This is a genomic window from Pseudomonas sp. xss_4 (genome assembly GCF_043104125.1).
Classification (GTDB): Bacteria; Pseudomonadota; Gammaproteobacteria; order Pseudomonadales; family Pseudomonadaceae; genus Aquipseudomonas; species Aquipseudomonas parafulva_B.
Window position 1 is genome coordinate 39503 of record NZ_JBICKJ010000048.1, and the last position, 19832, is coordinate 59334.

18 protein-coding genes are annotated in these 19832 nt (G+C 61.8%); 6 read left to right on the forward strand and 12 right to left on the reverse strand.

Annotation, left to right across the window (positions count from 1 at the left end):
* The first annotated feature begins 6 nt into the window (after window positions 1–6).
* A complete protein-coding gene (locus ACF8GB_RS09530) occupies window positions 7–1410 on the forward strand; it encodes an aminoacyl-tRNA deacylase and HDOD domain-containing protein (protein ID WP_078479355.1) in 1404 nt (467 codons plus the stop codon).
* A 32-nt stretch (window positions 1411–1442) separates the two neighbouring features.
* Here ACF8GB_RS09530 and ACF8GB_RS09535 read toward each other — a convergent pair whose 3' ends face one another.
* From ACF8GB_RS09535 to ACF8GB_RS09550, 4 genes are all read right to left on the reverse strand, one after another.
* Window positions 1443–1817: a hypothetical protein gene (locus ACF8GB_RS09535; RefSeq protein ID WP_058638823.1), complete on the reverse strand. Its 375-nt coding sequence runs from the start codon at window positions 1815–1817 to the stop codon at window positions 1443–1445.
* A 146-nt stretch (window positions 1818–1963) separates the two neighbouring features.
* A complete protein-coding gene (locus ACF8GB_RS09540; RefSeq protein ID WP_058602763.1) occupies window positions 1964–2263 on the reverse strand; it encodes an HU family DNA-binding protein in 300 nt (99 codons plus the stop codon).
* Between the two features lie 189 nt (window positions 2264–2452).
* Entirely contained in the window at window positions 2453–3601 is a 1149-nt protein-coding gene (locus ACF8GB_RS09545; RefSeq protein WP_326383961.1) for an FAD-dependent oxidoreductase, read from the reverse strand.
* Between the two features lie 14 nt (window positions 3602–3615).
* Window positions 3616–3783, reverse strand: a complete 168-nt coding sequence (locus ACF8GB_RS09550; RefSeq protein ID WP_023532601.1) for a rubredoxin — start codon at window positions 3781–3783, stop codon at window positions 3616–3618.
* A 167-nt stretch (window positions 3784–3950) separates the two neighbouring features.
* On the opposite strand from ACF8GB_RS09550, the gene ACF8GB_RS09555 reads away from it, so the two are divergent.
* The 5 genes from ACF8GB_RS09555 to ACF8GB_RS09575 all read left to right on the forward strand — a co-directional run bounded on the left by ACF8GB_RS09555 (window position 3951) and on the right by ACF8GB_RS09575 (window position 9221).
* Window positions 3951–4508: a chorismate lyase gene (locus ACF8GB_RS09555; RefSeq protein WP_078479358.1), complete on the forward strand. Its 558-nt coding sequence runs from the start codon at window positions 3951–3953 to the stop codon at window positions 4506–4508.
* On the forward strand, window positions 4508–5398 hold the full coding sequence (gene ubiA, locus ACF8GB_RS09560) for a 4-hydroxybenzoate octaprenyltransferase (protein ID WP_058638819.1): 891 nt from the start codon (window positions 4508–4510) through the stop codon (window positions 5396–5398). Before ACF8GB_RS09555 ends, ubiA begins: the two co-directional genes overlap by 1 nt.
* A 231-nt stretch (window positions 5399–5629) precedes the next feature.
* Window positions 5630–6319 (forward strand): phosphate regulon transcriptional regulator PhoB, encoded by a 690-nt coding sequence (phoB, locus tag ACF8GB_RS09565; protein WP_023532543.1) that lies wholly within the window; start codon window positions 5630–5632, stop codon window positions 6317–6319.
* A 114-nt stretch (window positions 6320–6433) separates the two neighbouring features.
* A complete protein-coding gene (gene phoR / locus ACF8GB_RS09570; RefSeq protein WP_326383960.1) occupies window positions 6434–7741 on the forward strand; it encodes a phosphate regulon sensor histidine kinase PhoR in 1308 nt (435 codons plus the stop codon).
* A 139-nt stretch (window positions 7742–7880) separates the two neighbouring features.
* Entirely contained in the window at window positions 7881–9221 is a 1341-nt protein-coding gene (locus ACF8GB_RS09575; RefSeq protein ID WP_058602758.1) for a hemolysin family protein, read from the forward strand.
* A 33-nt stretch (window positions 9222–9254) separates the two neighbouring features.
* On the opposite strand, the gene ACF8GB_RS09580 is transcribed toward ACF8GB_RS09575, so the two are convergent.
* The 8 genes from ACF8GB_RS09580 to ACF8GB_RS09615 all read right to left on the reverse strand — a co-directional run bounded on the left by ACF8GB_RS09580 (window position 9255) and on the right by ACF8GB_RS09615 (window position 19696).
* Window positions 9255–10148 (reverse strand): M23 family metallopeptidase, encoded by an 894-nt coding sequence (locus ACF8GB_RS09580; protein WP_058638816.1) that lies wholly within the window; start codon window positions 10146–10148, stop codon window positions 9255–9257.
* A 110-nt stretch (window positions 10149–10258) separates the two neighbouring features.
* Window positions 10259–11155: a response regulator gene (locus tag ACF8GB_RS09585; protein WP_058638815.1), complete on the reverse strand. Its 897-nt coding sequence runs from the start codon at window positions 11153–11155 to the stop codon at window positions 10259–10261.
* Window positions 11156–11318: 163 nt separating this feature from the next.
* Window positions 11319–12089, reverse strand: a complete 771-nt coding sequence (gene phoU / locus ACF8GB_RS09590) for a phosphate signaling complex protein PhoU (protein ID WP_058602755.1) — start codon at window positions 12087–12089, stop codon at window positions 11319–11321.
* Window positions 12090–12196: 107 nt separating this feature from the next.
* Window positions 12197–13030, reverse strand: a complete 834-nt coding sequence (pstB, locus tag ACF8GB_RS09595) for a phosphate ABC transporter ATP-binding protein PstB (RefSeq protein WP_058638813.1) — start codon at window positions 13028–13030, stop codon at window positions 12197–12199.
* 104 nt (window positions 13031–13134) lie between these two features.
* A complete protein-coding gene (gene pstA, locus ACF8GB_RS09600; RefSeq protein ID WP_326383970.1) occupies window positions 13135–14751 on the reverse strand; it encodes a phosphate ABC transporter permease PstA in 1617 nt (538 codons plus the stop codon).
* Window positions 14752–14822: 71 nt separating this feature from the next.
* A complete protein-coding gene (locus ACF8GB_RS09605) occupies window positions 14823–17111 on the reverse strand; it encodes an ABC transporter permease subunit (protein ID WP_326383958.1) in 2289 nt (762 codons plus the stop codon).
* Window positions 17112–17248: 137 nt separating this feature from the next.
* A complete protein-coding gene (locus ACF8GB_RS09610; RefSeq protein WP_023532412.1) occupies window positions 17249–18247 on the reverse strand; it encodes a phosphate ABC transporter substrate-binding protein PstS in 999 nt (332 codons plus the stop codon).
* Between the two features lie 159 nt (window positions 18248–18406).
* The gene (locus ACF8GB_RS09615) at window positions 18407–19696 is read right to left on the reverse strand and encodes an MFS transporter (RefSeq protein WP_196125164.1); all 1290 of its coding nucleotides are present in this window, start codon (window positions 19694–19696) and stop codon (window positions 18407–18409) included.
* Between the last annotated feature and the right edge of the window lie 136 nt (window positions 19697–19832).

Genomic DNA, 19832 nt, shown 5'->3' on the forward strand with positions numbered 1-19832 from the left:
CGGACCATGACTCAAGCTGCCTTGGACACCGCAACCCCACAAACACCGTCGGTTATCCGGTTGCTGCTCGACAAGCTCGGCGTTGCCTACCGTGAAGTGTTGGCGCATCCCCCCCCGCCGGCTCAAGCCTGTGTACAGGCGGTGCTGCTGGACGACGAGGTGGGCGCACTGATGGTGCTGCTGCCGCAAAGCCAACTGCTGGACCTGAGCCGGCTCACCGAGCTGACTGGCCGGACACTCACCGCTGTGCCGGTGCCCCGCTTGCGCCAAATGCTGGAAAAACACCATCTCAAGGTTCTCCCGGGCATACCGGCGCTGACCAGCTCACCTTGCCAGTACGAAAAAAGCCTGCTCGAACCCGCGACCGTGTTCATTCAGTCAGGCCAGGAAGACCTGCTGCTGGCCATCGACCGTGACCCGTTCAAACGCCTGCTGAGCAAAGCCAGCGCCAGCGCATTCGGGCAGGAGGTGCAGGCCATTGCCCTGAACCTGGACCGTCCGGACGATGACACCCGCGAGATCAGCCAGGCAGTTCAGGCCTTCACTGCACGACGCATTCAAAAGCGGCTCGAAGAAACCATCGAAATCCCGCCCCTGGCCGATACCGCGCAGAAGATCATGAAGCTGCGTGTCGACCCGAATGCCAGCATCGACGATATCACCGGGGTGGTGGAAACCGACCCGGCGCTGGCTGCGCAGGTCGTGAGCTGGGCGGCATCGCCCTATTACGCCTCGCCCGGCAAGGTACGCTCGGTCGAGGATGCGATTGTCAGGGTGCTGGGTTTCGATCTGGTGATCAACCTGGCCTTGGGCCTGGCCATGGGCAAGACGCTCAGCCTACCCAAAGACCAGCCTCAGCAAGCGACGCCTTACTGGCAGCACTCCATCTACACAGCGGCTGTCATCGAAGGCCTTACCCGTGCAATGCCACGTGCCGAACGACCTGAGGCAGGCCTCACCTACCTTGCCGGTCTTCTGCACAATTTCGGGTACTTGCTGCTGGCACATGTGTTTCCGCCGCATTTTTCGCTGATCTGTCGGCATCTGGAGGTCAACCCCCATCTGTGCCACACCTATGTGGAGCGCCACCTTCTAGGGATCAGCCGCGAGCAGATTGGTGCCTGGCTGATGAAGCTGTGGGACATGCCCGAGGAGTTGTCCACGGCGCTGCGCTTCCAGCATGACCCCAACTACGAGGGCGACTATGCAGCCTTTCCCAACCTGGTCTTCCTCGCGACTCGATTGCTTCGCTCACGGGGTATCGGCTCGGGCCCGAAAGAGGAGATTCCCGATGCATTGCTTGAGCGTCTTGGGCTTTCCCGCGACAAGGCCAATGATGTCGTGAACAAGGTACTCGAGGCTGAGACCTTGCTGCGCGAGCTTGCGTCCCAGTTCGCTGCGCCACACTGATTGACTGGGGCCGTCGCTCGGCCCCTGCGCGGTCAATGCTTCTTTTTAGGTTTCAGGTACTTCATCAGGCCCTGGAACCACATCACCAAGGCCGGGTTGCCCTTGATCTGGATCGCCTTGTCCTGGATGCCCTGCATGAATGCCAGCTGCTTGTTGCGCGCCTGCAGGGTAGTGAAGCCATAGGCAGCATCCTTGAAGGCGATGGCGAAGGCAGGCTGCGCGAACGCGCCCCCTTTGCTACGGATGCGTTCGTTGGCGACGATGAAGTGTCGAGCGATCTTGCCGTCGAGGGTTTGCATCTGGAACACCAGATCCTTGCCCTTGAGCTGCTGCTGGAAAGCCGGATTGTTTCGGCTTGCCCTGGCCATCAGCAGGCCCATGACCCAGAGAAGTAAGCGGAACTTCATTCGAGCGTCTCGTGTAAAAAGTGACTGTGAGCGCCAGTTTATCCGCTTTATATGCTTTGCAGGGGCTAAACGAATCTTTTTTCGTATGCAAGCACAACGGGCGCTGTCGGCGCCCGTTTGATCCTCATGCCGCTGACAGGCCTAGGTCATTTAGTCTTTTTAGCAGGCTTGGCGGGCACGTTGATACTGTCGCGCAAGTTCTTGCCTGGCTTGAAGGCTACCGTGTTGCTTGCCTTGATCTTGACGGGCTCACCCGTCTGCGGGTTTTTACCGGTTCGCGCCCCACGATGACGCTTCTCGAACGTGCCGAACCCCACCAGCGTCACTGTATCGTTGTTCACAGCCTGGGTAATGCTTTCGAGAATCGCGTTCAGCACCTCGTTGGCCTGGTCTTTGGTCAGGTCGGTCTTCTCGGCGATGACAGCGGCGAGTTCTGGTTTGCGCATGATGATGAAGCCTCTTTGACGGAATTTTTGTTGTTATGCCGTGCCGCCTCAAGGGCAGCGTTCAAGGCGCCACGGGCTCTAAGCCGCGGCAGACGAGTGTGAGAATGGCACGCGCTTGAGTACCGCGCCAGTATCGGTACGGCCAGAATGCACAAGCAAAAAAGGCATACCCGACAGTTCGTGTGCTATTTACGCCATGACGGGTGGAAGCTGGCGATTGAGCGTCAGTCTTTCCATCACGGTACTGCCGGTAAGGGCGTACCCGATCAGCTGGCCATCGGCGGCGTGGCAGAGCGCTTTGACGTCATTACCCTCACCCTCTGTCTGCCACGTACCCATCTGCCCATTCGGCGGTGGCGACACCACCACAGGGCAGGCAGGCGTCTTGACGGTGATGGGCATTGGCCCATAGCTGACGGCAGTGGGGGTGCCAGTCAGTGTCTGCGCCAGCGCTCGGACGCCACTCATCAACGGCATCACGTAGAGCAGGTTGATGCCGTCAACCTCGGCACAGTCGCCCAAGGCGTGGATATTGGCATGGGAGGTACGCAGGAATCGGTCCACACGGATACCCCGCCCAGTCTGCAGGCCCGCCGCGGCAGCCAGGTCCGTTCGTGGGCGCAGGCCTACGGCCGACACGACCAGGTCGCACGCGATGACCTGGCCGTCGGACAGCTGTGCACGCACGCCATGCCCCTGGCGCTGCAAGCGCGTCAGCACGGGCCCGAGATGAAAGCGAATGCCGATACCCTGTAGCCCGCTCTGTACCGCCTGGGCCGCTGCCGGGTGCAACAGGGTGGGCATGATCTGCTCGCAGGGCGCGACCACATCAACCTCGAAACCACCAAGACGCATGTCGTTCGCAAACTCACAGCCGATAAGACCGGCGCCCAGGATCAATACCCGCTGCTTGCCGGCAGCCGCGGCGCGCAGGCGCGCGTAGTCTTCAAGGTCATTGATCGGGAAGATCAGGTCGCTGGCGTCACCTTCCACAGGCACGCTGATGGTCTGTGCACCCAGCGCCAGGACGAGATCGCGATAGGGCACTGCCTCCTCGCCAATCCACAGGCGCTTGTGGCCTGGGTCGATACCCGTTATGCGCGTATGGGTACGCACCTCGACGTTCAATTGCTCGGCCATGGCGCCGGGCTCGGCCGTGCACAGCCCCTCGGCGTCCTTCTGCTTGGCGAAGCCGGTCGAGAGCATGGGCTTGGAGTAGGACCGCCCGTCATCGGCAGTGATCATCAGCACGGGGGTGAGTGCATCGAACTTGCGTAATTCTCGGGCGAGGTTGTAACCCGCAAGCCCGGTGCCAATGATGACTACAGGAGGCGTCATGGGGGGTTCCTCGATCAACCGATGGCGATCATTTCAAAGTCGCTCTTGCCAACCCCGCAGTCTGGGCAGAGCCAGTCTTCGGGTACGTCTTCCCAACGCGTGCCGGGCGCGATTCCATCATCCGGCCAGCCATCGGCTTCGTCATAGATCAGACCGCAGACAATACATTGCCACTTTTTCATCGGAACGGGTTTCCTCGGTTCAGGCTCGGCTTGGGTTTGGACGTGCGGCCTCTTCACGGGCCAAGGTGCAATCGAAAGGCTTTGTAGCGGCCCTGCCGGCAGTATGCAAGCAGTCGGGGCATTCATGCTAAGCTCGCGGCCTCTTTGGTTGTAACAAGCAGACCGACGTGTCGTACCCAACCCCGCACGCAGCCGCTGTCGCGTGGCTAGCGTATCCACAGGTGCAGGCCAGCCTCGCCCCCTCCATGCTGGACTGGTTGTTCGATGAGGGCTCGCTCACACGTCGGCTGACCCGACTGTCCGGCGACGATTTCTGCGTAACGCCCCTGTTCGAAGGCTGGCAGTCGCTGCGCGAGGATGAATGCCAAGCCCTTGGCATCGCGCTCGGTGCCCAGGGTTGGGTCAGGGAAGTGTTCCTGCGCGGGCATGGCCAGCCGTGGGTATTCGCCCGCAGCGTAGCCAGCCGTGCGGCGCTCGAACGTGGCGGCCTGGACCTTGAATCGCTCGGTAGTCGCTCGCTGGGCGAGCTGCTGTTCTGCGATCGAGCGTTCACCCGCCATCCCCTGCAGGTATGCCACTATCCCGAAGCCTGGCTCCCTGCTGAAGTTGCAAGCCCAGGCTTGTGGGGACGTCGTTCACGCTTCTCCCGAGATGAACTCGACCTGCTTGTCGCCGAAGTGTTCCTGCCGGCGTTGTGGCAGGTGGCACGCGAGGATACCCGCTGATGTACCTGCAACTGCTCAAATCGCTGAACCGCCTTCATCCGCGCGCCTGGGACTTTGTCCAGCTAAGTCGCATGGACAGGCCCATCGGCATTTATCTGCTGCTCTGGCCAACCCTGTCGGCGGTGTGGATTGCAGGTCAGGGTTCACCCTCGTTGGCCAATGTGCTGATCTTCGGGTTGGGCGTGGTGCTCATGCGCGCGGCCGGGTGCTGCATCAATGATTTTGCCGATCGCAAGGTGGATGGATACGTCAAGCGCACCGCCGATCGACCCTTGGCCAGCGGGCGTGTACGCCCCCGCGAAGCGCTGACGCTGTTTGCCGTTTTGGTAAGCGTGAGCTTCCTGCTGGTGCTGTGCACCAACAGTCAAACCGTCTGGCTTTCGTTCGCGGCCGTCGCGCTCGCATTTTGCTACCCCTTCATGAAGCGCTACACCTACTACCCACAGGTGGTGCTGGGCGCCGCCTATTCGTGGGGTATCCCCATGGCCTTCACCGCTGCTGGCGGCGAGCTGCCGGCCGCTGCCTGGCTGCTGTACATCGCCAACCTGCTGTGGACGGTGGCTTACGACACCTACTACGCCATGGTCGATCGCGACGATGACCTGAAGATCGGCGTGAAGTCCACGGCCATTCTGTTCGGCGAGGCTGACCGGGTGATAATCCTGAGCTTGCAGGGCCTTTCGCTGGGCTGCCTGATGCTGGCCGGCAGCAGCTTCGCCCTCGGCGGCTGGTTCTACCTGGGCCTGCTGGGCGCCGCGTGCTGTTTCGCCTGGGAATTCTGGTCCACCCGCCGCCTGGATCGAGACGCATGCTTCAAGGCGTTCCTGCACAACCACTGGGCCGGGCTGATGGTGTTCATGGGCGTGGTACTGGATTACGCGCTACGTTGAGCGGTGGGTTGAGGCGCGGCACCACCTCAGCAAGGTCCACCTGGTGCACACCGCATGAGGATTCACCGTATCGAGGGGGTAAAGCGTCGGTTACAGGTGCAACCGCCGCCCCGGTCAAGCCTGGCCCAGTCATTGAATGTCGCGAGAACCGCCAACACCCTGTCACACAGCTGCAATAATTCCGTTATCTAATGCGGGGCCAAGACAGCGAATCCAGGAGAGGTTTTGAGCATGGCTGGCAGGAATATTCTGATCGTCGACGACGAGGCGCCCATCCGCGAGATGATTGCCGTGGCCCTGGAGATGGCAGGTTATGAGTGCCTGGAAGCAGAAAGCTCCCAACAGGCCCATGCCATCATCGTCGACCGTAAGCCGGACCTGATTCTGCTGGACTGGATGCTCCCCGGCACCTCGGGCATCGAACTGGCCCGGCGGCTCAAGCGCGACGAGCTGACCGGGGACATTCCGATCATCATGCTCACCGCCAAGGGCGAGGAAGACAACAAGATCCAAGGCCTGGAAGTGGGTGCGGACGACTACATCACCAAGCCGTTCTCGCCGCGTGAGCTGGTAGCCCGCCTCAAGGCCGTGCTACGACGTACCGGCCCCAGTGATGGCGAGACGCCGATCGAAGTGGGCGGGCTGCTGCTGGACCCTATCAGTCATCGCGTCACCATCGATGGCAAGCCGGCCGAGATGGGGCCCACCGAGTACCGCCTGCTGCAATTCTTCATGACCCATCAGGAACGCGCCTATACCCGCGGCCAGTTGCTGGACCAGGTATGGGGGGGCAATGTCTATGTCGAGGAACGCACGGTCGATGTCCACATTCGCCGCTTGCGCAAGGCGCTGGGTGAGGCGTATGAAAACCTGGTACAAACGGTTCGCGGCACAGGCTACCGCTTTTCGACCAAGGTCTGACCTGAAACGCAGCACTCGGCTCAAAGCCGTCGAATGGACGTGAACGCGCTACCGATCCGCTTCTGCATGCAGGTTCGTGCTTGCTGTTGATCGCTGGATTCGAAGGATCCCCAATTGAACCAGAACTGGCATGCGACCTTGATTCGCCACCTGCTGCTGTTGATCACCCTTTGCCTGATCGGTGGCCTGGTCAGTGGCTACTATGGCTGGAGCCTGGCCATTGGCCTGGCTCTCTACCTGGGCTGGACGCTCAAGCAACTGCTGCGCCTGCATGCCTGGCTGCGCAATCACCAACCGGACGAAGCACCGCCTGACGGCTACGGCCTATGGGGCGAGGTGTTCGACAGCATCTACCATCTGCAACGCCGCGACCAGCGTGTGCGTGGCAGGCTTCAAGCGGTGATCGACAGGGTGCAGGAATCCACCGCAGCGCTGCGCGACGCCGTGATCATGCTCGACAGCCACGGCAACCTGGAGTGGTGGAACCGCGCAGCCGAGACGCTCCTGGGCTTCAAGACACCCCAGGACGGCGGCCAGCAGGTGACCAACCTGGTGCGGCACCCGCGCTTCAAGGAATACTTCGAAACCGAAAACTATGTCGAGCCACTGGAGATTCCATCCCCCATCAACGATCGCATGCGGGTGCAACTGCACATCACACGCTACGGTAACAACGAACACCTGATGCTGGTTCGGGACGTCACCCGCATCCACCAGCTCGAACAGATGCGCAAGGACTTCGTGGCCAACGTGTCCCACGAACTGCGAACGCCGCTGACCGTGATTGCCGGCTACCTGGAAACCCTGCTGGATAACGTCGAGGACGTGAACCCCCGCTGGCGCCGAGCGTTGCAGCAGATGAGCCAACAGGGCTCGCGCATGCAAACGCTGCTCAACGACCTGCTGCTGCTGGCCAAGCTGGAGGCCACCGACTACCCGTCCGACAACCAGCCAGTGGCCGTGGACACCCTGCTCAGTGCGATCAAGCAAGACGCGCAAGCGTTGTCCGGGCCGCGCAACCAGCGCATTACCCTGGAGGCCGAGCCAGGCATCTGGCTCAAGGGCAGCGAGTCGGAATTGCGCAGCGCGTTCTCCAACCTAGTGTTCAATGCCGTCAAGTACACCCAGGACGAGGGCAGCATTCGCATTCGCTGGTGGGCCGATGCCCAAGGCGCCCATCTGTCGGTGCAGGACTCAGGGCCCGGCATCGATGCCAAGCACCTGCCACGGCTGACGGAGCGGTTCTATCGGGTGGATTCGAGCCGTGCATCTCATACCGGTGGCACGGGCCTTGGGCTGGCAATCGTCAAGCATGTGCTGATGCGCCACCGCGGGCGCCTGGAGGTCAGCAGCGTGCCAGGCCATGGCAGCACCTTCACCTGCCATTTTGCAGTGGCGCAACAGGTCACAGGTAAGGTTTGAGGCCGTTCGGGCCACTTTGCAGCACCGATCAAGTGCTCACCCTTTGCTTTTGCCGCCCTAGCCGCTACATTTGATCCCTTGCGCCGGCTGGAGCCGGCACTTTTCTCATCTTCAAGACGGATCCCGTAAAAACTCCATCATGGACCCTTCCCCTGGTATCAGCCTCACCTCCCTGTTCGCCGATTTCGGCATGATCATTTTTGCTTTGGTTCTGGTGCTGCTCAACGGCTTCTTCGTTGCCGCCGAGTTCGCCATGGTCAAGCTGCGCGCAACCCGCGTGGACGCCATCGCCGAGCAGCACGGCTGGCGCGGCAGCATCCTGCGCAAGGTTCACAACCAGCTCGATGCCTACCTCTCTGCCTGCCAGCTCGGCATCACCTTGGCCTCGCTGGGGCTGGGCTGGGTGGGCGAGCCGGCCTTCGCGCACTTGCTCGAACCGCTGCTGGCCTACTTTGGCGTCGATACCCCTGAGCTGATCAAGGCCGTCTCGTTCTTCGTCGCCTTCTTCGTGATCTCCTACCTGCACATCGTGGTGGGTGAGCTGGCGCCCAAATCGTGGGCCATTCGCAAGCCGGAACTGTTGTCGCTGTGGACCGCGGTACCGCTGTACCTGTTTTACTGGCTGATGTACCCGGCCATCTACCTGCTCAATGCCAGCGCCAACACGATCCTGCGCATTGCCGGCCAAGGCGAACCCGGCCCGCACCACGAGCACCACTACAGCCGGGAGGAGCTCAAGCTGATCCTGCACTCAAGCCGCGGCCAGGACCCAAGCGATCAAGGCATGCGCGTGCTGGCGTCCGCGGTGGAAATGGGTGAGCTGGAAGTGGTGGACTGGGCCAACTCTCGCGAAGACATGGTCATCATCGACGCCCATGCCCCGCTCAAGCAGATACTGGCCCTGATCCGCCGTCACAAGTTCAGCCGCTACCCGGTGTACGACACCGAGCGCGAGGAGTTCACGGGCCTGCTGCACATCAAGGACCTGCTACTCGAACTCGCCGAACTCGAACACCTGCCTGAAACCATTGACCTGGAAGACCTGGCTCGCCCACTGGAGCGCGTTTCCAGGCACATGCCGCTGTCCCAATTGCTCGAGCAGTTCCGCAAGGGCGGTGCGCACTTCGTGCTGGTCGAGGAGGCCGATGGCAAGGTCATCGGTTACCTGACCATGGAAGATGTGCTGGAAGTGCTGGTGGGCGACATCCAGGACGAACACCGCAAGACCGAGCGCGGCATCCTGGCCTATCAGCCAGGAAAGCTGCTGGTGCGCGGCGATACTCCGCTGTTCAAGGTCGAGCGCTTGCTGGGCGTGGACCTGGACCATATCGAGGCAGAGACACTGGCCGGCCTGGTCTACGAAACGCTCAAGCGCGTACCCGAAGAAGAAGAGGTGCTCGAGGTCGAAGGGCTGCGCATCATCGTCAAGAAAATGAAAGGCCCCAAGATCGTGCTGGCCAAAGTGCTCAAGCTGGACTGAGCACATCGACGCCCTGCCCCGATCAAGCCCTGATCAGGGGTTGCCTGCGGTGTAGTCGGGCAACCCACTGATCGGCCGGTCGAACCGATAGGGAATCGACTCAAGCGCCAGCCCCACATTGCGCTGAACCACGAAGTGCAGATGGGGCCCGGTGCTGTTGCCGGTGTTGCCCGACTTGGCCAACACCTGCCCTTGGCGCACACGCTGCCCGGACGCGACCACGATCGACCCGCGCATCAAGTGCAGGTACACCCCCATGGTGCCGTCAGGGTGCAGAATGCGGACAAAGTTGCCCGAGGGATTGTCCCCTCGCCCGCTCTGCTCGCTGCGCGTGCTCACCACTACCCCTTCGCGTGCCGCCACGATAGTGGTGCCCTCGGGCATGGCGATATCCATTGCATAGCGCCCCTTGGGCCCGAAGTGGCTGAACCTGCCATTGGGCCCTTGGCTCACACGAAACGGCCCACCTACCCATGGAAACGCATAGCGATAACCTTGTGGGCGCTTGCCGGGGTCGCCCATGGCCTGCAGCAGTGTGGAGCGGTAGTTGAGCAGCTTGCCTGGCTGGCCCCGGACGATGCTGAGCACTTGGGTCGAACGCGGCGGCAACAGACGCCGCACGGTCCGCGGCGCGTCGCCACCCTGCGCGTTAACCAGGTTATCCAGGCGCAGTTCCACCTGCACGGCGACCGGCAGTTCGTTGCGGGCCGAGAAGCTCACGCCGCCCTGGAACACGATCGCGTTGAGACGCACATCGTGTTCGTTGATCTCCACGGTGGACTCATCCACGACCGTGGGCTTGATGCCCGGGCCGGGTCGCTGCGCATAGGACACCCTTCCCGTTTCATCGGTGACTGGGTGCAGCGTCACGCCCAGGCTAGAGGCGCTGACCAGGGTTAACGCACATAGCAGCAGGCGTGAATGCATGATGGTGGCTTTTTGACAGTGAAGGACCTGTCCAAGCCTAGCAGCAGACACCCTGGTCACCATGACAGTTGGTCGGATGCTGCTGGCCAGCTCGCTGTTGCGGCGGCCCGTCAGGCCCCTGGCGTGAAATGCTTCTGGGCAGTGCCGCGGGCGATCAGGCGGGACAGGTAGTCCAGCTTCTGGGCGTCTTGATCGACGAACTTGAACGTCAATTGCAGCCAGTCGCTGTCAGGCTTGGGCTCGAAGGCCGCCACCGCGTGCAAGTAACCATTCAAACGCGCGATTTCCGCGTTCTCGCCCTGCTCCAGGTTCAGCACGGCGCCTTCGAGCACTTGCGGCAGTGTCTCACTGCGCCGTACGACCAGCAGGGCTTCCTTCAAGCTCAAGGCCTTGATCACGCAGGCTTGCATGCCGCTCGCCAAACGCAGCTGGCCCTGGCCGCGACCGCTGGGTGCGGGTGTCGCTGCGCTGGACTTGGCAGGGGTGGCGGCCGCCTTGGCAGGCACAGGTGCTGGCGCAGCTACCTTGACGGCTTCTGGCCGTCCAGCGGTCAGGGCGTTGAGCGAGTCGTTGGCGAACGCGGCATTAGCCCGCGCAGGCCCTGGGCTCATCAAGCTGTCGAGCTTGCCGATCTTGGCCAGGGCCTTCTTGACCTTGGTCAGCAACTGCTCGTTGGTGAACGGCTTGCCGACGAAGTCCGACACGCCGGCCTGAATCGCCTGGATGACATTTTCCTTGTCGCCACGGCTGGTCACCATGATGAACTGAAGGCCCTTGAGCTCAGGTTGCTGACGGCACCAGGTGAGCAGCTCCAAGCCCGACATTTCTGGCATTTCCCAGTCGCACAGCACCAGGTCGAACGCCTCTTTGCCCAACAGGGTCATGGCCTTGCGACCGTTTACGGCGTCATCCACGGTCATGCCCGGGAACGCGTTGCGCAGGCACTTACGGATCAGGTCACGGATAAATGGCGCGTCATCCACCACCAGCACATTCACTTTACTCATCGATACTCCTTCTGAACCCGACTAGCCTACTGCCATTTGCTGGCCACTTGCTACCACCTGTGTCACGCCGGGTCGTCTACAGCCGGTCGATGGTCTCTGGCACCTCCAGGCGTACTAACGAAAACGCCCGGCACAAGCCGGGCGTCGATGCTCGGAGAGAACTTTATTTATCGTCCGCTTCGGCTGGAACATTAGGTATTTCACCCTCGGCATTGGCGCGACCCTGCACCTCCGCTGTCATGCGCTTGAGGCCCATGTGGCGTACATCGGTGCCGCGCACCAGGTAGATCACCAGTTCGGAGATGTTGCGTGCATGGTCGCCGATCCGCTCCAGCGAACGCAGGACCCAAATCACACTTAGCACACGGGAGATCGAACGGGGATCTTCCATCATGTAGGTCACCAGCTCACGCAAGGCTGTCTTGTACTCACGGTCGATGGTCTTGTCGTATTGAGCCACTGACAAGGCCAGGTCGGCATCGAAGCGGGCGAAGGCGTCGAGTGCATCGCGCACCATGTTGCGCACCTGATCGCCGATGTGCCGCACCTCCACATAGCCCCGCGGCGATTCACCCTCCTCGCAGAGCTGGATGGCCCGCCGGGCGATCTTGGTCGACTCGTCGCCGATACGCTCGAGGTCAATCACCGACTTGGAAATACTGATGATCAGCCGCAGGTCCGATGCTGCCGGCTGGCGACGCGCCAGAATACGCAGGCATTCCTCGTCGATGTTGCGCTCCATCTGGTTGATCTGCTCGTCGACCTCGCGCACCTGCTGAGCCAGGCCGGAATCGGCCTCGATCAGCGCAGTGACCGCATCGTTGACCTGTTTCTCGACCAGCCCGCCCATGGCCAGCAGGTGGCTGCGTACCTCTTCGAGCTCGGCGTTGAACTGCTGGGAAATATGATGCGTCAGGCTTTCTTTGTTGATCATGCTGTGGCTCCGCGAAGCTGCTGGCTGCGAGCTTCAAGTCGTTCGAGGCGTGCCCCTGCGCTGCGCCGAGTGCCTTCACGCGGCGAGCAGCAGTGCGCGGTGCTTCTTCAGCCGTACCGGCCAGTGATGTAGTCTTCTGTCTGCTTCTTGGCGGGGTTGGTGAACAGGGTATCGGTGTCACCGAATTCCACCAGTTTGCCCATGTACATGAAGGCGGTGTAATCCGATACGCGGGCCGCCTGCTGCATGTTGTGGGTCACGATGACGATGGTGAACTTGGTTTTCAATTCATAGATGAGCTCTTCGACCTTGAGCGTGGAAATCGGGTCCAGCGCCGAGCAAGGCTCGTCCAGCAACAGTACCTCGGGCTCGACCGCAATGGTGCGGGCGATGACCAGGCGCTGCTGCTGCCCACCGGACAGGCCCAGCGCCGACTCGTGCAGACGGTCCTTGACCTCGTCCCACAGCGCCGCGCCCTTGAGGGCCCACTCGACGGCCTCGTCCAGGACACGTTTTTTGTTGATGCCCTGAATCCGCAGGCCATAGACCACGTTCTCGTAGATGGTCTTGGGGAAAGGGTTGGGTTTCTGGAACACCATGCCCACGCGGCGGCGCAGCTCGGCCACGTCCTCGCCCTTGCGGTAGATGTCATGCCCGTACAGGTTGACGGCGCCTTGCACACGACAGCCGTCGACCAGGTCGTTCATGCGGTTGAAGGTCCGCAGCAAGGTGGACTTGCCGCACCCGGAGGGGCCAATGAACGCCGTCACGCGCTGCTTGGGAATATTCATGCTGACATCGAACAGGGCCTGCTTGTCGCCGTAGAACAGGCTCAGCCCAGGCACTTCGATGGCGACCGTTTCCTCGGCCAGGCGCAGGCCCTGTTTGCTGCGGCCCAGCGCGGACATGTCGATGCCGTGGGTAGGCGGTTGTTGCTGCATGGTCTCACTCCATTGGGTGCTGCCGGCGTATGGCCGCCAGTGGCACGTTGGGACGAAGCGGCCGCTTCGCGTCGGCGACGCCGCTTGAACGTTCGACGCCTGGCTCAGCTGTCGAGCGCCTTGTATTTCTCACGAAGGTGGTTACGGATCCACACGGCCGACAGGTTCAGTGTCGCGATGACCATCACCAGCAGCAATGCCGTGGCGTATACCAGTGGCCGCGCTGCCTCCACGTTCGGGCTCTGGAAGCCTACGTCGTAGATGTGAAAGCCCAGGTGCATGATCTTCTGATCCAGGTGCAGGTAGGGGTAATTGCCATCCACCGGCAGCGATGGCGCGAGCTTGACCACCCCCACCAGCATCAGCGGTGCGACTTCACCCGCAGCCCGGGCCACGGCCAGGATCATGCCGGTCATCATGGCCGGGCTGGCCATGGGCAGAACAATCTTCCACAGCGTTTCGGCCTTGGTGGCACCCAATGCCAGCGAGCCTTCGCGCAGGGTGCGCGGAATGCGCGCCAACCCCTCCTCGGTGGCCACGATCACTACCGGCACCGCCAACAATGCAAGGGTCAGTGACGCCCACAACAGGCCCGGCGTGCCCAGGGTGGGCGCCGGCAAGGCTTCGGCAAAGAACAGGCGGTCGATCGAGCCGCCCAGCACGTACACGAAGAAGCCCAAGCCGAAAACGCCGTAGACGATGGCCGGTACACCGGCAAGGTTGTTGACCGCGATGCGAATCAGGCGCGTCACCGGCCCCTGCCGGGCATACTCGCGCAAATAGACCGCTGCCAGCACGCCAAAGGGCGTGACGATCACGGCCATGATCAGGGTCATCATCACAGTGCCGAAGATAGCCGGGAATATACCGCCCTCTGTGTTGGCCTCACGCGGGTCGTCGCTGAGAAACTCCCACACCTTGGCAAAGTAAGCCCCCAGCTTGGCCAGGGTCGACATGCCGTTGGGCTGGATGGCATGGACTACCTTGCTTAGGTTGATCTCGACTTCACGGCCATTGCCATCGCGCGCGACCAGCGTGTCGCGGGCAAAATCCCGGTGAAGCGTGGACAGGCGATCTTCGATGGCCGTGTAGCGGCTGTTGAGCTCGGCACGCTCAGCCTCGATGTCAGCCTGGGCCGTTGCGTCCAGCTTGCCTTCGAGCTCGAGCTTGCGCGCCTGCAGGCGCAACCGCTCCAGGCCATGGTTGATGGCACCGATGTCTTTCTTCTCCAGCGCCTGCAGCGTCTTGTTGAGCTCGCTGGCCCGGGCCAGCCGCGCTTGCAGCTCACCCCAGGCCGCCGCCCCTTCTGCCACCACCCGGCCTTGTTCCTTGACGCTCACCAGGTAGCCATAGAAGTTGCCCCACTCGCGGCGTTCCAGGGCCATCAGCTGCTCGGGGCGCTGCTGATCGACGAGCCAGTCGCCCACGACCCAGGTGAAGTCGCTGCCATTGAGGTCCCGGTTTCCGACCTTGATCAATTCGCGCGTCATGAACTCCGGACCCTGGTCAGGCACTGGCAAGCCGGCGCCCTTGAGGCGCGCACGCGGTACTTCTTCCTGCTGTACCACTTCGCCAATGACCGTCTGCTGGGCCTGGCCCGGCACGGCGTAGCTGGCCTGGATCAAATCGGCCGGCCAGAAATGCCCCAGGCCGCGTACCGCGATCACAGCCAGCAGGCCAACGGTCATGATCACCGCCATGGCCACGGCGCCGCCGCTCATCCAGACACCGGGGGCACCGCTCTTGAACCAGCCTTTGAGGGAATCCTTTTTCACGGATCGCTACCTTTCTATCAAAGCGACGAGTATTTCTTGCGCAGACGCTGGCGAATCAGCTCGGCCAAGGTGTTCATGACGAAGGTGAACATCAGCAGCACCAACGCGGCGAGGAACAGCACCCGGTAGTGGCTGCCCCCGACTTCGGATTCCGGCATTTCCACCGCCACGTTGGCAGCCAGCGTGCGCATGCCTTCGAACAGGTTCATCTCCATCACCGGTGTGTTGCCGGTGGCCATCAGCACGATCATGGTTTCACCGACGGCCCGGCCCATGCCGATCATCAGCGCCGAGAAGATGCCGGGGCTGGCGGTCAGGATCACCACCCGGGTGAGGGTCTGCCAAGGCGTTGCCCCCAGCGCCAGGGAACCCAGCGTCAGGCTGCGCGGCACGCTGAAGACGGCGTCCTCGGCTATCGAGTAGATGTTGGGAATGACGGCAAAGCCCATCGCGATCCCGACCACCAGTGCATTGCGCTGGTCATAGGTGATACCCAGGTTATTGGTGATCCACAGGCGCATGTCGCCGCCAAAGAACCAGCTTTCAAGGTGTGGGCTCATGCCAAGGGCAAGCCAGCCGGTGAGCAGAATGACCGGGATCAGGATCGCCGCCTCCCAGCCATCCGGTACCCGCAGACGAATGGATTCAGGCAGCCGGCTCCAGGTGAACCCTGCCAGCAGGATGCCGACCGGCATGAGCAGGAAAAGGCTGAACACCCCTGGCAGATGGCCTTCCAGGTACGGCGCCAGGAACAGCCCCGCGAAGAACCCCAGAATGACCGTGGGCATCGCCTCCATCAGTTCGATTACTGGCTTGACCTTGCGGCGCATGCCAGGGGCCATGAAGTAGGCCGTATAGATCGCGGCGGCAATGGCCAGCGGCGCGGCCAGGATCATGGCGTAGAAGGCCGCCTTGAGGGTACCGAACGTGAGGGGCGAAAGGCTCAGCTTGGGCTCGAAATCGGTATTGGACGCGGTCGACTGCCACACGTACTTGGGCGCGTCATAATTCTCGTACCACACCTTGCCCCACAGCGCGCTGAAGGACACTTCCGGATGGGGGTTGTGCAGCTTCAATGGCAACAACCTGCCGGGCTCTTCGATCATGATGCGGTTGGCGCGCGGTGACAGGGCAAGGATACCCGGGCCCTGGGCCACGGACTCGACCAGGAGGGTACGGTGCGCCGTGCTGTGGAAAACACCCAGCTTGCCTTCTGCGTCCAGGGCGATGAAGCCCTTGCGACGCTCCTCGGCGTCGATCTGCACGATGGGCGACGTGCCCAACTGGAAGGTACGAATCTGCTTGAAACGAGACTCCCCGTCCGGGTCACGGGCCATGAACCACTGGGCCAGCCCACCGTGCGAGTCACCGATGATCAGTGAAATGCCGCCTACCAGCTGGGCAGTGGCCGTCACTTCGGTATCGGCGCTCTGCGCCAGGGAATAGCGCCCGTTGAGGCTCTTGTCGCGCAGGCTGAACACGTCGGCAGTGGCACGACCGTTGATCACGTACAGCCACTGCTGGCGCGGATCGATGAAGATGTTCTTCACCGTTTCGGTCATTTGCGGCAACTCGATACGGGTCTGCTCGGTGGTGACTTCGGCGGTCAGCATGTTTTCGCTGCGCGTCAACGCGAGGACCTGCAGGTGCGCGCCCGTAGAGCCTGCCAGCAACAACGTGTCGCCATTGACACTGGCGCTGACGTGCTCCAGCGCCCGCGCCTGCTCATCCAGCACGAAAGGCTGTTCGCCATAGGGGTAGTCGATGGCCGGCGTAATGGTTTTCTTGTTGCCGGGGTAGGTGATCTTGTAGGTATGGGTGAACACCAACGCCTGGCCATTGGACAACCCCAGCATCACCATCGGGCTGCCTGGCTGATCGGTACCGATCGAAGACACCTGTACGCCGGCAGGGATGGGCAAGTCGACGCGTTCGAGCGCTGCGCCGGTCTTGGTATCGAAGAACAGCACCTGGCCCTTGTCCGAAACCCGCATGCCAACCAGGTTCTGCTCCTCGAGGGCGATCATCAACGGCTTGCCCGCCTCCTCTTTGAGCCAGGCAGGCTGCAATGCCTGCCTGCTGGTCAGCTCGGCGCCCTGGAACAACGGCAGTACCACGTACGCCAGGTAAAAGAAGATCAAGGTGATCGCAGCCAGCACTGCCAGCCCGCCTACCAGCACGTACCAGCGCGTCAGGCGGTCCTTGAGCGCACGCAGGCGGCGCTTGCGCTGCAACTGCGGGGTATTGAAATCGATGCGTGCAGGCTGGGAATCTTGGGTCATTGTGGAGTTGGCCAGATCATTCATGGGGCACACCCTAGCGGTCCCGTATGACAAAAACATGACAATGCAGTGACGCACGAAAGCCCGAAGCACAGTAAGGCTGGCCCCGGGCTGGGAGTGCTGAAGAGGCTAGCCCAACGGCTTGCCCCTGCAGGGTTCGATTACTGCTTGGCGACGTTGCCGGCGTGGGACAGGCCCAGGTCGGCCAGGGTCTTGTCGACGACTTTGGCAGGCAGCGGGATGTAGCCATCCTTGACGACCACCTGCTGGCCGGCCTGCGACAGTACCAGCTTCACGAATTCGGCCTCCAGCGGGGCCAGCGGCTTGTTCGGTGCCTTGTTGACGTAAACGTACAGGAAGCGCGAAAGCGGGTAGCTGCCGTTCAGGGCGTTGGTCTCGTTGTCCTCGACGAACTCGCCGCCGTCTTTCTTGGCCAGCGGCACGGTCCTGACGCTGGCCGTCTTGTAGCCGATGCCCGAGTAGCCAATGCCATTGAGCGACGAGCTGATGGACTGCACCACGGAGGCGGAACCGGGTTGCTCATTGACGTTGGGCTTGAAGTCCCCTTTGCACAGGGCTTCTTCCTTGAAGTACCCATAAGTGCCGGACACCGAGTTGCGGCCGAACAGCTGGATCGGCTTGTTGGCGAGGTCGCCGGTTACTCCGGCATCGCCCCAAGTCTTGATCTCGGCCTTGCCACCACACAAACGAGTCGAGGAGAAGATGGCATCGACCTGGGCCATGGTCAGGCCCTTGATCGGGTTGTCCTTGTGCACGAACACCGCCAGGGCGTCGACCGCAACCGGGATGGCGGTCGGTTTATAGCCGTACTTCTGCTCGAACGCCTGCAATTCGACGTCCTTCATCTTGCGGCTCATGGGGCCGAGGTTGGCGGTGCCTTCGGTCAGCGCCGGTGGCGCCGTGGAAGAGCCCGCTGCCTGAATCTGGATGTTGACGTTCGGGTATTCCTTTTTGTAAGCCTCGGCCCACAGGGTCATCAGGTTCGCGAGGGTATCGGAGCCGACGCTGGAGAGGTTGCCCGAAACACCCGTGGTCTTGGTGTAGGTCGGGATAGCAGGATCGACAGCGGCCACTGCGTTGGCGGTTGCAACGCCAGCGGCGGCAAAGGTAAGGGCCGCCATCAAACGCTTCAATTTCATGCCTTGCTCCTAGCTGGAATGGGGGTGCTGAGAGGGAACGGGGGCCAGTATCTGCAGCGCGCATGAACACGATATGACTTGATTGTGACAATTGGATGAAATGCCATCATCGTGTCGAAGCGCTGCCTGCAGGGAGCAAGTGTCAGTGGGCAAGGCGATTCAACGCTTTTTGGCGAGCAAGTACAGACCTACCGAAAAGCCGACCACGCACAGTACAGCCACATAGTAAGCAGGCGCCATGGGGCTGACTTTCAGAAGCCCGGTTACCGCCATCGGCGTCAGGCCGCCGAAGATGGCATAGGCGACGTTGTAGGAAAACGACAAGCCGCTGAAGCGCACCGCAGCCGGGAATGCCTTTACCATCACATAGGGCACTGCGCCGATCACACCCACGCACAAGCCGGTCACCGCATACAACGGGAACAACAGCTCCGGCCGCGTTGGCAAGCTGTGGTAGAACGCCCAGGAACTGACCAGCAACATCAGGCTACCGATGACGAACACACGGCCTGCACCGAAGCGATCGGCCAGGCTACCGGCGCCAATGCAACCCAGGCTCAACAGCACGATCGCCAGGCTGTTGGCCTTGAGCGAGTCGGTAGGGCTGATGTGATAGATGCTCTGCAGCAAGGCTGGTGTCATGAGGATCACCACCACGATGCCTGCCGACAACACCCAGGTCAGCAACATGGACAGCACGATGGGCCCGCGATGATCGCGCAGCACGGCCCGAAGCGGCAGCTCTTCGGCCAGGGCCTTGCGTTGCTGCATTTCTGCGAACACCGGGGTTTCATGCAGCCAACGGCGCAGGTAAACCGAAAACAGACCGAACACGCCGCCCAGCAGGAACGGGATTCGCCAGGCATAGCTGGCCACTTCTTCAGCGCTGTAGACGCTGTTGATCAAGGTCGCGACCAGCGAGCCCAGCAAAATACCGGCAGTCAAACCGGCAGTGAGCGTGCCGCAGGCATAACCGGTATTGCGCGCCGGCACATGCTCCGAGACGAATACCCAGGCGCCTGGCACTTCTCCGCCGATGGCCGCCCCCTGGATCACCCGCATCAACAGCAACAGGATCGGCGCCCACAGGCCAATCTGCGCGTAGGTTGGCAACAGGCCCATGATCAAGGTGGGCAGGGCCATCATGAAGATGCTCAGGGTGAACATCTTCTTGCGGCCCAGCAGGTCGCCAAAATGCGCCATGATGATGCCGCCCAGGGGCCGTGCCAGATAGCCTGCGGCGAAAATGCCGAACGTCTGCATCAACCGCAGCCACTCGGGCATGTCGGCCGGAAAGAACAGCTTGCCAACCACGGTGGCGAAGAACACAAAAATGATGAAGTCGTAGAACTCCAGCGCACCGCCCAGTGCAGATAGTGAAAGGGTCTTGTAGTCACTGCGGGTCAGCGGCCGCGGGGCCTGCTCGATACTGCTCGGCGCGGAAGTCATCACGGTTATTCTCTTTATAGGGCAAGGCCACACGGGATGCGGCTTGTTCAAGGCGAAGGCGAAGATAGCAAATTGCCGGACACGGCTGAAAGCGACACGCAATCCTTACCGACCTGCAAGAACGCATGGTCGTCGC